Source organism: Proteus cibi (assembly GCF_003144405.1).
Taxonomy (GTDB): Bacteria; Pseudomonadota; Gammaproteobacteria; order Enterobacterales; family Enterobacteriaceae; genus Proteus; species Proteus cibi.
Window position 1 is genome coordinate 228,092 of the sequence record NZ_PENW01000009.1, and the last position, 13,015, is coordinate 241,106.

The 13,015-nt window shown below is 37.0% G+C and carries 13 protein-coding genes and 1 riboswitch; of the genes, 3 read left to right on the top strand and 10 right to left on the bottom strand.

Features of this window, described 5'->3' with window-relative positions; translation table 11 throughout:
• The first annotated feature begins 11 nt into the window (after positions 1 to 11).
• A complete protein-coding gene (locus DK865_RS04945) occupies positions 12 to 1,121 on the top strand; it encodes an ABC transporter permease (protein WP_036912121.1) in 1,110 nt (369 codons plus the stop codon).
• A 220-nt stretch (positions 1,122 to 1,341) separates the two neighbouring features.
• On the opposite strand, the gene DK865_RS04950 is transcribed toward DK865_RS04945, so the two are convergent.
• The 3 genes from DK865_RS04950 to DK865_RS04960 are packed head-to-tail and all read right to left on the bottom strand — an operon-like array spanning position 1,342 to position 3,988.
• The gene (locus DK865_RS04950) at positions 1,342 to 2,316 is read right to left on the bottom strand and encodes a sugar phosphate isomerase/epimerase family protein (protein ID WP_109391370.1); all 975 of its coding nucleotides are present in this window, start codon (positions 2,314 to 2,316) and stop codon (positions 1,342 to 1,344) included.
• A 46-nt stretch (positions 2,317 to 2,362) separates the two neighbouring features.
• Positions 2,363 to 3,601: an MFS transporter gene (locus DK865_RS04955; RefSeq protein ID WP_023581226.1), complete on the bottom strand. Its 1,239-nt coding sequence runs from the start codon at positions 3,599 to 3,601 to the stop codon at positions 2,363 to 2,365.
• 12 nt (positions 3,602 to 3,613) lie between these two features.
• Complete coding sequence (locus tag DK865_RS04960) at positions 3,614 to 3,988, bottom strand: RidA family protein (RefSeq protein ID WP_036912117.1); 375 nt, start codon at positions 3,986 to 3,988, stop codon at positions 3,614 to 3,616.
• Between the two features lie 193 nt (positions 3,989 to 4,181).
• On the opposite strand from DK865_RS04960, the gene DK865_RS04965 reads away from it, so the two are divergent.
• On the top strand, positions 4,182 to 4,835 hold the full coding sequence (locus DK865_RS04965; RefSeq protein ID WP_023581225.1) for a helix-turn-helix transcriptional regulator: 654 nt from the start codon (positions 4,182 to 4,184) through the stop codon (positions 4,833 to 4,835).
• A gap of 118 nt (positions 4,836 to 4,953) precedes the next feature.
• On the opposite strand, the gene DK865_RS04970 is transcribed toward DK865_RS04965, so the two are convergent.
• The 5 genes from DK865_RS04970 to moaA form a co-directional block, all read right to left on the bottom strand.
• Complete coding sequence (locus DK865_RS04970; protein ID WP_109391371.1) at positions 4,954 to 5,664, bottom strand: Bax inhibitor-1/YccA family protein; 711 nt, start codon at positions 5,662 to 5,664, stop codon at positions 4,954 to 4,956.
• 194 nt (positions 5,665 to 5,858) lie between these two features.
• Positions 5,859 to 6,320, bottom strand: a complete 462-nt coding sequence (moaE, locus tag DK865_RS04975) for a molybdopterin synthase catalytic subunit MoaE (RefSeq protein WP_109391372.1) — start codon at positions 6,318 to 6,320, stop codon at positions 5,859 to 5,861.
• A gap of 1 nt (position 6,321) precedes the next feature.
• On the bottom strand, positions 6,322 to 6,567 hold the full coding sequence (gene moaD / locus DK865_RS04980; protein WP_023581222.1) for a molybdopterin synthase sulfur carrier subunit: 246 nt from the start codon (positions 6,565 to 6,567) through the stop codon (positions 6,322 to 6,324).
• Positions 6,564 to 7,043: a cyclic pyranopterin monophosphate synthase MoaC gene (gene moaC, locus DK865_RS04985; RefSeq protein WP_023581221.1), complete on the bottom strand. Its 480-nt coding sequence runs from the start codon at positions 7,041 to 7,043 to the stop codon at positions 6,564 to 6,566. The genes moaD and moaC overlap by 4 nt, the downstream gene beginning before the upstream one ends.
• Positions 7,044 to 7,082: 39 nt before the next feature.
• Positions 7,083 to 8,063 (bottom strand): GTP 3',8-cyclase MoaA, encoded by a 981-nt coding sequence (gene moaA, locus DK865_RS04990; protein WP_109391373.1) that lies wholly within the window; start codon positions 8,061 to 8,063, stop codon positions 7,083 to 7,085.
• A riboswitch (molybdenum cofactor riboswitch) is annotated at positions 8,053 to 8,195 on the bottom strand. It overlaps the preceding gene by 11 nt.
• Positions 8,196 to 8,474: 279 nt before the next feature.
• Here moaA and yvcK point away from each other — a divergent pair.
• Positions 8,475 to 9,413, top strand: a complete 939-nt coding sequence (gene yvcK / locus DK865_RS04995) for a uridine diphosphate-N-acetylglucosamine-binding protein YvcK (protein ID WP_036912112.1) — start codon at positions 8,475 to 8,477, stop codon at positions 9,411 to 9,413.
• Between the two features lie 116 nt (positions 9,414 to 9,529).
• Here the strand turns inward: yvcK and DK865_RS05000 are convergent, their stop codons facing one another.
• Both DK865_RS05000 and uvrB read right to left on the bottom strand, forming a co-directional pair.
• A complete protein-coding gene (locus DK865_RS05000; protein ID WP_109391374.1) occupies positions 9,530 to 10,480 on the bottom strand; it encodes a DUF1266 domain-containing protein in 951 nt (316 codons plus the stop codon).
• A gap of 186 nt (positions 10,481 to 10,666) precedes the next feature.
• Positions 10,667 to 12,676, bottom strand: a complete 2,010-nt coding sequence (gene uvrB, locus DK865_RS05005; RefSeq protein WP_023581217.1) for an excinuclease ABC subunit UvrB — start codon at positions 12,674 to 12,676, stop codon at positions 10,667 to 10,669.
• Between the last annotated feature and the right edge of the window lie 339 nt (positions 12,677 to 13,015).

Here is a 13,015-nt window from a genome sequence, read left to right on the forward strand (position 1 = left end):
GGGAGAGCTTTATGTTTTATCGCCTTCTCACCTTGATAATGAAAGAGTTACAATCATTATTACAAGAGCCTCAAACGCGTATTATTTTAATAATGCCGGTTATCTTTCAGATGATCTTATTCCCGTTTGCTGCAACATTAGATGTTACCAATGCCTCTATTGCCATTTTTGATGAGGATAATGGTAAACAATCTATTGAATTAACCCAACGTATTACCAAAGCAAGTGCATTCTCTCAAACTCTTTTGCTTAAAAATGAACATGAAATAAAAGAGACGATTGATAATCGTAAAGCGCTTTTATTAGTTCGTTTTCCTCAGAATTTTAGTGCTGATGTAGAAAGCAATGTTCCTGCTAAATTGCAAATAATCCTAGATGGTCGAAATTCTAATAGTGCGCAAATTGCCGCTAATTATGTGCAACAAATCGTACAAAACTATCAAACTGAATTAGCAGGCAATACACCTTCTTTACTAAATAAAACAGAGCTTGTTGTTCGTAATTGGTATAACCCTAATTTAAATTATAAATGGTTTATTGTGCCCTCTTTAGTTGCATTAATTATTACCATTGGTGTCATGATTGTAACTTCCCTCTCTGTTGCTAGAGAGCGTGAACAAGGCACGTTAGATCAACTGTTAGTTTCACCGCTATCAACATGGCAAATCTTTGTTGGTAAAGCCGTTCCAGCAATGGTCGTTGCTGCCATTCAAGGCACTATTGTGTTAATTATTGGGATATTTGGTTATCAAATTCCCTTTTCTGGCTCATTATTGCTGTTTTACTTTACCATGCTGATTTATGGCTTATCGCTGGTAGGGTTTGGTTTATTAATATCGGCATTAAGTTCAACACAACAACAGGCTTTTATTGGTGTCTTCGTGTTTATGATGCCCGCGGTTTTATTATCCGGCTATATTTCCCCTGTCGAAAATATGCCTGTTTGGCTGCAACATGCCACATGGATCAACCCAATTCGTCATTTCACTGATATCACAAAACAGATTTACCTTAAAAATGCCGACATCACTGTTATATGGCACAGTTTATGGCCTTTATTGGTAATTGCAGTAGGAACGGGTAGCATTGCCTATTATCTTTTCCAACGGAAGATAGCTTAATCACACCGTTATTAAGCCCAGAAGGAGCTTTAGTGATTTTAACTATTACGCATTGATTAAGATAAATTTTATTTTTATCTCAATAATAAAAAAGCACTATCAATATAGTGAATACAGTATATTGATAGTGCTAAATAACATCATTATATAATAAAATTATTTCATTAACGTGAAAATGGCATTGCAAATTTAACTCATCTCTAAAATTAAAAATAAAACATTACATATTTAATTCTCGTTTAGCTTCCTCTTTTAATTCTTGTGCAATATTGCGAATAAAACTAATTTGATTCATGGCATCTTTAATTTCTTTTTCTAAGCGAGCGTCTAAACCTTCAATTGGCATTGGCGTTTCACTTGCACCACGATAAGGTATCCATGGATTATCACCTTCATCATCAAAACGGAAAGCCGGCGCATAATAATCAACTTCCTCTTCTAAGCCAAAAGATTCAATTTGAGGCTTATCGTTACCTAAACAAATAAGTTGTTTTAATAATTCTTTTACAGGCACATCACCTTCACCAGAAAGTATTGCTCTATGACCAAAACCTTTTCCTTCTGAAACTTTTACGGCATCCTTTAGATGTACTTGTGTAATATTATTTTTCATATTATTAAAAGCATCTAATGGCAATTCATTTGCATTAAACATATTGCCAAAATCAAATAACAATGAAAAATTAGGGAAATTAGCTTCTTCAACAAGACTATTTAATTCATGGCTTTTTAAATCTTCATGTTGCTCAATAACAAATCTTAAGCCTGTTTTTTCATATTGTTGTTTAATATATTGAATATCTACCCTGACTTTTTCAAGAACGTCCTGTAAATGCCCTTCATATCGAGGATAAAAGCGAACCGAACTTGCTTGTGTTTTTAAAGCAATATCGACCGCTTTATCTATAGCTTCTGAAGCAGAAGAACTCGTTTCTATTTTCAGATCTAAGCCATAGTTTTTCGCCTTTTCGCCAAATGCTTTTAATTGTTCATCATTCATCCTACACAAAGATCGGGTTTCACCATCTTCAACATGAATCTTTACACCCGTTAATAAATTTTTCTTTGCGATTTCTAATAAATCATTTGGTAAAATACGTTCTTTTCTCATATTTAAATGAAATGCATATGCATGTAAATATAAAGGTATAGAGTCTACTCTTTCCATTATTTTCTTGGCTTCAATCGGTGTCATTTTATTTACCTCAAAATTTTTTAATATGCTTCTTTGTTATTTTTTATTATGAATGACTTTCATTTCTTGCTTTAATTCGTTTAGATAATATTTTTGCTGTTAAAAACGCTAATAAGCTAAATATAATCATCATACTAAAAACAAAATTATAGCCCGTGATACCAGGATAGGTATCTAAGAATGAACCATAAATTGCATAAGCAAACATTGCAGGCATATAACCTAAAATACATGCAAATGCCATTGCAGAACCAGCATATTCACGTTTAGTACCAATCTCTTCCATTGGTGCAAAGAAGATTGCTCTTTGTGAGAAAATAATTGCGCCAAATCCTAATGTTGCAGCCATACCTAAATAAACATTCATCGTTTCATGTGGTAAGAATACGAAAATACCCATTGCAACAGCTGCTAATAATGAAGTGAATTGTAAGAATTTTGTTGGTGATTTAAATACTTTATCAGATAAGAAGCCACCAATTGGCCCACCTACCATTTTCAGTGCGTACTGATTAATAATTCCGTATGCACCAACTAATGCAATTGGTAGTGCATAAATATCTTTTAAGAATGGAATAAAATAAGTTAAACCACAGTATGCTGAATAAATAAAGAATATTGTCATCGATGCTAGCCATAAATTAGGGCATTTGATGATATTTTTAATTCCTTCAAATACCTTTTTATTAGCATCAGATGTATTCTCTGAAACTGCTTTATCATCATCCACGATGAAATAGGTGATAATACCAATAACGATAGTTGTGATAGTGTAGAATATAAGCCCTGCTTGCATCCCTTCTTTGCCTTCGCCAAATAAAACGAAAACATAGAGAGCACCAGAGGCAATAATAACATCCACAATACCACGCCCCGCTTCTAAAAAGCCAAATAAGCGTCCCTGCTCTTCTTTATTACCCAATAACCTAACGGCTTTTAGCAATACAGGCCAATATATAACATCAGCAAAAAGAGCCATCACTGCAAAGCTAATCAGATAACCAGTAAAAGAAGGTAGAGTGGATAAATATGCTCCACATAATCCAACGCCTATTAGACCTACGGGTAATAGGATCTTTTTAGAAAATCTATCCGCAATATAAAGTGATGAAAAAAGGCCAATAGTTTGGACTATTGTGTAAACAGTAAAACCGAAACCAATTTGAGCATTTGTCAGCCCCCAATCTTGTTGCATTGGAACATAAAATACGTCTTTGATATTAGACAATTTAAAAATTGTTCCGCCACCTAAAATTAGGAAACTAAGTTTTATCCACTTGTTCATAAGTCTGCCTTTTTATTTTGAAACAACGGCTTCAACTTCAATTAATACATCTTTTGGTAATCGAGAAACTTCTACACAAGAACGTGCAGGATAAATTCCTTCATTAAAGTAAGACTGATATGTTTCATTAAATGGTACAAAATTAGCCATATCACTAATAAAACAGGTTGTTTTTACCACATCGTCCATCGAATAACCCGCAGCAATAACAATCGCTTTTAAGTTTTTCATTACTTGATGGGCTTGCTCAACAATATCCTCACCAACAATAGAACCATTTTGATGATGGAAAGGACAACAGCCAGAAATATAGATAGTTGATCCCACTTTTCTTGCTTGTGAATAAGGGCCAATCGCTTTAGGTGCATTTTCTGTTGAGATAATCATGTTAAAACCTTCTTTTGTTAATATGTCAATGTGAACACATTTAAACACAGTCAAAATAAAGTAACCGTGATTGGAGTCAATTTTTTGATTAAGTAAAAAAAAAGTTTACTCAGTTCCTGTTTTATAGTCTTAGTATTGAATAAATTCACTATTTTTAATAGAATTGAACAAATTTTTGAGTGGGTAACTTAAGATGGATATGAATATAAATCATGTGTTTACAGAAGATGATCGCAAACTTCTTCGTTCTTATATCCCAATGATTGATTCTTTAGGGGAGTTTTTTGGGCCTTATTGTGAAGTTGTCTTACACAGTTTTGAAGATTTGCATAGCTCTGTTATTCATATTGCAAATGGACATATCACAGGCAGGACAATTGGCGCACCAGTGACAAACATTGCGCTAGAAAAATTAGCCGGTTTTAAAAAGAAACATTCATCTTGGGAAGTTTATTTTAATATGAAAAATATTCGTCCTTTTCGTTCATCATCAACATTAATTGTCAATTTAAACGATCAGCCTATTGGTATGGTTTGTATGAATTTAGCGTTAGATATGCCGTTGAACGCCATGGTTGAACTAATTAATGCAAACAATAATTCAAAAAACGAAAATTTCTCACAAGATGTGAATAAATTAATATTGGATCACCTAGAACCTATTAAGAATACGATTTATTCCAATAAAAACATTCCCAGTAAAAATAAAAACTTCGAAATAATTAAAGAGTTACATGATTGTGGGATGTTTGAATTTTCAGCCGCTCACAAAATTGTATCAACGGAATTAGGCATAAGCTCTGCCACCATTTATAAACACATCAGAAAAATAAACGCTCAAGACTAATACCTTTAGTATCAACAAATATCCGTATTTGACACAAAAAAATCCCACAACTTATTCAGTTATGGGATTTATTTTTTATACTGTTTTTAAACTACGTTTATCCGTAGATATCGTTAAATTAACGACGGTCACCTAAAATACGCAGTAACATTAAGAACAGGTTGATGAAATCTAAATAAAGCGTTAATGCCCCCATAATGGAATAACGGCGCATATTTTCTTTATCTTCTTGGTTTAATTCATTACCCATATCTTTTAGTTTTTGTGTGTCATAAGCCGTTAAGCCTGCAAAAATTAACACACCTGCATAAGAGATAACCATGCTCATCATTGAGCTTTGCATAAAGATATTCACGATAGAAGCAATAATGATACCGATAAGCCCCATAAACAGGAAGCTACCCATACCTGTTAAGCTACGCTTAGTGGTATAACCGTAAACACTTAATGCACCGAACATTGCCGCACAAATAAAGAAGGTGCTCGCAATTGAAGATGCGGTATAAAGCAGTAATACGCTTGAGATAGTCACGCCCGTTAACACAGAATAGAGCATAAATAAGGAGGTTGCCATTGCACCACTCATTTTATGCACCATACCTGATAACACGAAAACTAGCCCCAATTGAGCAATGATCAGACCAAAAAAGACGATCTTGCTCGAGAAAATCATTGATAATAATGCTTCGCTTGATGCAACATAAAGTGCAACAAACGCAGTAAGTAACAGACCTACCGTCATCCAACCATAAACCTGAGCCATAAAGGTTTGTAGGCCAGAACCTGTACGCTGTACGATTGAATCATTTGAACGTGAAAATCGATCCATGATGATTACCCTTTAATCATAGTGATAACGTTAGATTTAATAATAACGTTTATTTCAGCAAAGAGCCCATTATGGGCTCATTAGAATTTAATTTTATCACACTGATTTTACATTTCCATGAAATAAGCTGTATGAAATGTCACCATGAAATAAATTTAGGTAAAGTAATGTAGTGATTAATTGAGTGCGCTGATTTATTCCCACCGCTCAGCCGAGTCATAATCACTTTGACGCGCATCAACCCATCTGTCTTTATTTTCAGAAAGCCCTTCTTTTTTCCAAAATGGCGCGCGTGTTTTTAAAAAATCCATAATAAATTCAGCGGATTCAAAGGCACTATTACGATGAGAACTGGTGACACCCACAAACACGATCTCTTCACCAATATGCAAAGTGCCTACGCGGTGAATAACACTGACGCGTTGCAAAGGCCAACGACCTCTCGCCTCACTGACAATGTCATTAAGTGCTTTTTCAGTCATACCGGGATAATGTTCAAGCGTAAGCGTACTGACTTCATCCCCGAGGTTATGATTACGAACTTTTCCCGTAAATGTCACAACAGCACCATCGCTGTCGCACTCGGAAAGCCATTGGTATTCGTCACCAACACTAAAATTTTCGGTTTGCACTGTAATACGAGTTGATGCGCTCATTTTATCCTCCTGTAACAGGTGGGAAAAAGGCGATTTCATCACCATCATTAATAACGTGAGAGCCTTGAACAAAAGATTGATTTACCGCAGAGAGTAACTTGCCATCTTCTAACGCGAGTGACCAACGTTCACCTTTGGTGATTAATGCCTTACGTAAATCATCGACTGTGTGGTATTCACAATCTAATTCGAGAGAATCCACACCCACTAATTCACGGACTTGAGCAAAAAAGAGAACTTTAATCATGCTTCCACCTTAAAATGACCTGATTTACCACCTGTTTTTTCTAATAAGCGTACAGGTCCTATCACCATATCTTTTTGAACGGCTTTACACATATCATAAATCGTCAACGCGGCGACTGATGCCGCAGTTAATGCTTCCATCTCAACCCCTGTTTTACCCGTTAAACGGCAAACAGATTCAATGCGAACACGGTTAGATCCAGTGAGTGCTTCTAAACGCACTTCGACTTTAGTTAATAACAGCGGATGACATAATGGGATCAACTCCCATGTTCTTTTTGCTGCTTGAATACCGGCAATTCTTGCGGTCGCAAAGACATCACCTTTATGATGTTTACCTTCGGTGATCATGCTTAATGTTTCTGCTGACATTTCAACAAAAGCTTCAGCACGCGCTTCTCGCACTGTTTCAGCTTTAGCGCTAACATCCACCATGTGAGCTTCACCGGCAGCATTAATATGAGTTAGTTGAGACATGCACAACTCCTGAAATTAACGAAATAACAGAGCGAAAAACTATCCACCAATAACAGATAAATTCGGTGTGATACCGCTATCACCTTGATGAAGAAAATGCGTTTCTCGTTTATGAAGAAGCCCCCCCTGAATACGCTGTTGTAATGCTTCTTGTTGGCTATCATCAGCAAGCAAGTCACGTAAAGGAATACCATTTTCACCAAATAGGCAAAGATGAAGATTACCAATAGCTGAAACGCGTAAACGGTTACAAGTTAAACAAAAGTCTTTTTCATAAGGCATGATCAGACCAATTTCACCTTGATAATCAGGATGGGTAAATACTTGAGCAGGCCCGTCACTACGAGCGCGAGGGATTTGTAACCAACCTTCATTCAGTAAGCGCTGGCGAATCACTTCACCAGACAAATGAAAGCGGTTGAAAATATCACTACCGTCACCTGTTTCCATTAATTCAATAAAGCGCAACTGAATAGGTCGGTCTTTGATCCAATTCAGAAAATCAGGGAGGTTTTTATCATTCACATTGCGCATTAGCACAACGTTTACTTTGACTTTTTCGAAACCCGCAGTAAAGGCGGCATCAATACCTTCCATTACTTGGCTAAATTTATCTTGTCCAGTAATGGCATGGAATTGACGAGGATCGAGGCTATCAACACTCACGTTAATTGCACTTAAACCTGCATCACGCCATTGGGCAACATCTCTGGATAGACGATAGCCATTGGTTGTTACTGCGATTTTTTTAATTGCCGCATTATCTTTAATGGTTGCGATAATATCAGTAAAATCACGGCGCATTGTAGGCTCGCCACCTGTTAGGCGAATTTTTTCCGTCCCTAACGCGGAAAAAGAGTGTGTCAATCTGCTGATTTCATCTAACGAAAGAAAGGATTTATGACCGTTAGGCTTATAACCATTAGGCAGGCAATAAGTACAACGAAAATTACACACGTCTGTAATTGAAAGACGTAAATAAAAAAATTTGCGGGAAAACGCATCAACGAGTTGTTGCATAGTAACACCTTTCCAAATCGGGAGATGCGGGCATTTCTACCTTGCACCCTGGTGACTTGTTTCGTCACGGCCAGAACATCATATCTTGTAACCACATGACTTAGACGTTAAGGCTAGGAGTTAATCTTTACCTGTTTTTCACAGGTTTCTAATACCTATATATTTATTGTGGATTCTACCTGCTAATTTTTCAAAAAGCGAACAATGTTTTCGCTATATAATTTACAATACAACGACTTACAACACTTTAATCACGCTACTTACATAAGTAAAAACACTTTCATTGATTAAATATTAGGCTATAAAAAGTAAAATTAAATTAGGAATGTGATGAAATCACGTCGTGATCATAGGCTTAAAATTTAATTGTGATAAATTAGCGGCAAATTTTTAAAGATGAGTAGAACAAATATGCGAAATCGCACGCTAAGTGATTTAGATCGTGTTGTTGCCCTGGGTGGTGGTCATGGCCTTGGACGTGTGCTTTCAGCACTCTCCTACTTAGGCTCTCGTCTTACTGGTATTGTTACAACAACAGACAATGGCGGTTCTACTGGCCGTATTCGCCAAGAAGAAGGTGGCATTGCGTGGGGAGATATGCGCAATTGTATTAATCAGTTAATTACTGAGCCTTCTGTTGCTTCTGCAATGTTTGAATACCGTTTTTCGGGTACAGGCGAATTAGCAGGACATAATTTAGGTAATCTCATGCTTAAAGCACTTGATAACTTAAGTGTTCGACCTTTAGAAGCCATTAATCTTATCCGTGGATTATTAAGAGTGAATGCTCACCTTATTCCTATGTCTGAACAAGCCGTTGACCTTATGGCGATAGACGACCAAGGAAATGAGATTTATGGTGAGGTCAATGTTGATATTTTACCGAAGATCCCCAAAAAACTTGATCTCTATCCTAAAGTACCCACTACACGAGAAGCCATAGAAGCGATTGAACAAGCAGATTTGATCTTAATTGGTCCAGGTAGCTTTTTTACCAGTTTAATGCCTTTATTATTACTGCCAGAGCTTGCACAAGCCTTGCGCCGTAGCAGTGCAACAACGATTTATATTGGCAATTTAGGTAAAGAACTAAGCCCTGCGGCTGCCAGTATGACGATGTCTGATAAAATCGCTATGATGGAAAATTATATTGGTTTACAAACAATAGATGCGGTGATCATTAGCCCTGAAACACAATATGAATCAATGAAAGGTCGATTAATTGTGCAAGCTCAATTGGAAGCCAAAGATATTCCTTATCGTCACGACCGCCATCTATTAAGCAAAGCTATTGAGTTAACATTGCAGCAATTAGGGCAACGTAATGCATCACCTCAAGCTATTAAATAGTATTTAATTAAATAGTATTTAATTACCTACTTTCATAAAAAAACCGCATCGGCAAACAGCAAATGCGGTTTTTTGTTGGTAAAAACACAATATCACTATTGGTTTTCAACGTATTATTAGCTATTAAGGTGCTTTAATGTAATACGCTGGCTAATCACTTCTTCAATTTCGTCAAGTGTCATTGGTACATCATTTTTCATCAGACCAAGACCTGCCACAGTACGAGAAAACGACATTAAATCTAATGGAGGTAACTCCATGATCCAATTCTCTTCTGTTGCCAACGTATCTTCTGCATTTAGAATATTTTGTATCACATCCGTAAAAGCTTGATGTGAAGAGACCCAATCTTGATCACCACTTGCCCAAAACCAACGAGTAGCAATAAAGTTTCTCCACATATCTTCCCAACCATCATAGATCCGACGCAACATTGATGCGCTCATTAATGACCAGGTTTGGGCTTCTTGTTGAGTAATATAACCTTGCTGGCAACCTTCTAAACAGAGCTTGTTAAAACGACAGAGATCCCAAATAAGGTATTTCACATTTTGGATATTCATGCGATTTGTGCTCATCATATCGATTTGCCATAAACGCTCATTTTTATCGTGTTCAGTTAACTCAGAAAGTAAAATATCATTTTTTAATGACTGAACATCGTCTTCTTTACCATCCAAAATTTGGTCACGTAGCTGATAAAAATCATTCGTGTGACCTTGAGTAAGCAACCAAAAGAGTTGATAGACTAAATCCCAACGGTCGTTAATTCCCCAACCTGCTGATAATCCACCATCATCTTTACCTTGATCATATTCGTTATAAGCCCACTCATTCATTGCGGCATAAGGCGCTGCAACATATAGACCCCATTCGTTGGGTAACAACTGATCTGCCGGATTTTCTACTTTAGATAAAATAGGCTCCTGCCCTGTAGTTGATGATTTTTGCAACTCACTATCTTGTACAGCAAATTTTCGTAGCCATTTAAAAAGTATAATAAGAAGAATAACACCAAGAATTACCCCAGCAGAGCTAGGAAACCCTGCATAAACATAACCACTCATTCACTGTCCTTAATGTCTTTTTATCTTTGTAAATAATTGACGCTTTGTTTGTGGTGATATTTAAACAGTTGCACGCCATTAAGGGAATATCAAACAAAGCAAAAAATGGAAGATAGAAGGTAAAAAGGGATAATCCCTTAAAAATACGGATATCCCTTTATCGCTTTGTGACCTTAATTTCGCTAACTAAGAGTTCGCAATAAATTGAGCACGTAATGCTTGCAACTTATCACGCGTACTCGCCGCTTTCTCAAATTCAAGATCTTTTGCATATTGATACATTTCGGCTTCTAAACGTTGGATCTCTTTTTCCAATTCAGCCGTTGATAACAACGGATAATTTTCATGAATATCTGTTGCTTTATGCCCTTTCTTATTTCGCCCTTGCGTAGGTTGACCAATCTTAAGAATATCACCCACTTTTTTATTTAATCCTTTAGGCACAATGCCATGCTCAAGATTAAACTGTTGCTGTTTCTCTCGACGACGTTCTGTTTCACTTATTGCTTTTGCCATTGAATCCGTAATTTTATCGCCATATAAAATGGCTTTACCTTCAAGGTTACGTGCAGCACGACCAATGGTCTGAATCAATGAGCGTTCTGAACGTAAGAAGCCCTCTTTATCAGCATCTAAAATCGCCACTAAAGAGACTTCTGGCATATCTAAACCTTCTCGAAGTAAGTTGATACCCACCAATACATCAAATTCACCTAAGCGCAAATCACGAATAATTTCGACACGTTCAACAGTATCAATGTCAGAGTGTAAATAGCGAACTCGTTCACCATGCTCTTCTAGATATTCGGTTAAGTCTTCAGCCATTCGTTTTGTCAGTGTTGTCACCAGTACACGCTCATTTTTTGCGGCACGAATACGAATTTCAGAGAGTAAATCATCAACTTGTGTGGCAACAGGTCGCACCTCAACAATGGGATCAAGTAAACCTGTTGGTCTTACAACTTGCTCAACAATTTCATCACCCGATTTTTCAAGTTCATATTTACCCGGTGTTGCTGAAACATAAATCGTTTGTGGGGCTAACGCCTCAAACTCTTCAAAACGTAATGGACGGTTATCAAGCGCAGAAGGTAAACGGAAGCCATATTCAACTAAGGTTTCTTTACGTGAGCGGTCGCCTTTATACATTCCGCCAATTTGAGGAATAGTAACGTGTGATTCATCAATCACTAATAAACCGTTAGCAGGAAGGTAATCAAACAGGGTTGGTGGTGGTTCACCAGGGCCTCTACCTGATAAATAGCGTGAATAGTTTTCGATACCAGAGCAATAGCCCAACTCATTCATCATTTCGAGATCAAATTGAGTACGCTGTGTCACACGTTGCTCTTCGACGAGCTTATCGTTAGCTAAAAGGACTTTGCGCCTATCAGCGAGTTCTTTTTTGATTTCTTCCATCGCTTCAAGAATACGTTCGCGTGGGGTGACATAGTGCGTTTTAGGATAAACGGTAAAGCGAGGCACATTGTAGTGAATTTGCCCCGTTAAAGGATCAAACAGTGAAAGGCGTTCGACTTCTTCATCAAATAGCTCAACACGTAATGCATAATCATCAGATTCAGCAGGAAAGATATCAATGACTTCACCACGTACGCGAAATGTCCCCCGCTGAAAGGCTTGATCGTTGCGAGTATATTGTAAATCAGCAAGGCGACGTAAAATGGCACGTTGGTCGATTATCATACCGTTAGTCAGATGAAGCATCATTTTTAAATAGCTATCAGGATCACCTAAACCGTAGATAGCCGAAACCGATGACACAACAATAACGTCTTTACGTTCTAATAAGGCTTTCGTCGCAGATAGACGCATTTGTTCGATATGTTCGTTAACAGAAGCATCTTTTTCAATAAAAGTATCAGAGCTTGGAACATACGCTTCGGGCTGATAATAATCATAATAAGAAACAAAGTATTCCACTGCATTTTCAGGGAAAAATTCTTTCATCTCACTATAAAGCTGCGCTGCCAATGTTTTATTGGGCGCCAACACCATAGTTGGACGATTTAGGTTGGCAATCACATTGGCAATCGTAAAGGTTTTACCTGAGCCGGTTACCCCTAAAAGAGTTTGATGAGCAAGACCATCATCTAATCCTTCACAGAGTGAGGCAATAGCGGCAGGTTGGTCACCACCCGGTTTAAATTCAGAATGCAGTTTGAAATCTTTGCTCATGTTTTCTTCTCCTTGCTGACACTCCTTATGATACTGGATAAAAATCCAGCTTCAATCTCTATCTCATAAAATTTATCTGAATAATTAGCCTAAGTTATCCCCAGTTTTGGAACTGGATTTTTTTCAAAAAGGCAACCCCCTTTTTTGTTAATTATTCAAAGAGACACACTGACACCACCGGTTCTATTGATTTTATTTAATTAATTGATATATAAAGATTAAAAATAAAAGTTGAGAATAACGCCAATCTTTAGCAATGCCTTGTGTTCTCTCTATTCAGAGTATTTTTATAATGGTAATACACAAGGTTATCCACAGGAATAGTGGATAACTAGACAA

Excerpts from the sequence above, each read along its gene's own strand:
- DK865_RS04960 (WP_036912117.1), bottom strand. The coding sequence starts at position 3,988 with ATGATTATCTCAACAGAAAATGCACCTAAAGCGATTGGCCCTTATTCA.
- DK865_RS04965 (WP_023581225.1), top strand. The coding sequence starts at position 4,182 with ATGGATATGAATATAAATCATGTGTTTACAGAAGATGATCGCAAACTT.
- DK865_RS04970 (WP_109391371.1), bottom strand. The coding sequence starts at position 5,664 with ATGGATCGATTTTCACGTTCAAATGATTCAATCGTACAGCGTACAGGT.
- yvcK (WP_036912112.1), top strand. The coding sequence starts at position 8,475 with ATGCGAAATCGCACGCTAAGTGATTTAGATCGTGTTGTTGCCCTGGGT.
- DK865_RS04950 (WP_109391370.1), bottom strand. The coding sequence starts at position 2,316 with ATGACACCGATTGAAGCCAAGAAAATAATGGAAAGAGTAGACTCTATA.
- moaD (WP_023581222.1), bottom strand. The coding sequence starts at position 6,567 with ATGATTAAAGTTCTCTTTTTTGCTCAAGTCCGTGAATTAGTGGGTGTG.
- moaA (WP_109391373.1), bottom strand. The coding sequence starts at position 8,063 with ATGCAACAACTCGTTGATGCGTTTTCCCGCAAATTTTTTTATTTACGT.
- DK865_RS05000 (WP_109391374.1), bottom strand. The coding sequence starts at position 10,480 with ATGAGTGGTTATGTTTATGCAGGGTTTCCTAGCTCTGCTGGGGTAATT.
- moaE (WP_109391372.1), bottom strand. The coding sequence starts at position 6,320 with ATGAGCGCATCAACTCGTATTACAGTGCAAACCGAAAATTTTAGTGTT.
- DK865_RS04955 (WP_023581226.1), bottom strand. The coding sequence starts at position 3,601 with ATGAACAAGTGGATAAAACTTAGTTTCCTAATTTTAGGTGGCGGAACA.
- uvrB (WP_023581217.1), bottom strand. The coding sequence starts at position 12,676 with ATGAGCAAAGATTTCAAACTGCATTCTGAATTTAAACCGGGTGGTGAC.
- moaC (WP_023581221.1), bottom strand. The coding sequence starts at position 7,043 with ATGTCTCAACTAACTCATATTAATGCTGCCGGTGAAGCTCACATGGTG.
- DK865_RS04945 (WP_036912121.1), top strand. The coding sequence starts at position 12 with ATGTTTTATCGCCTTCTCACCTTGATAATGAAAGAGTTACAATCATTA.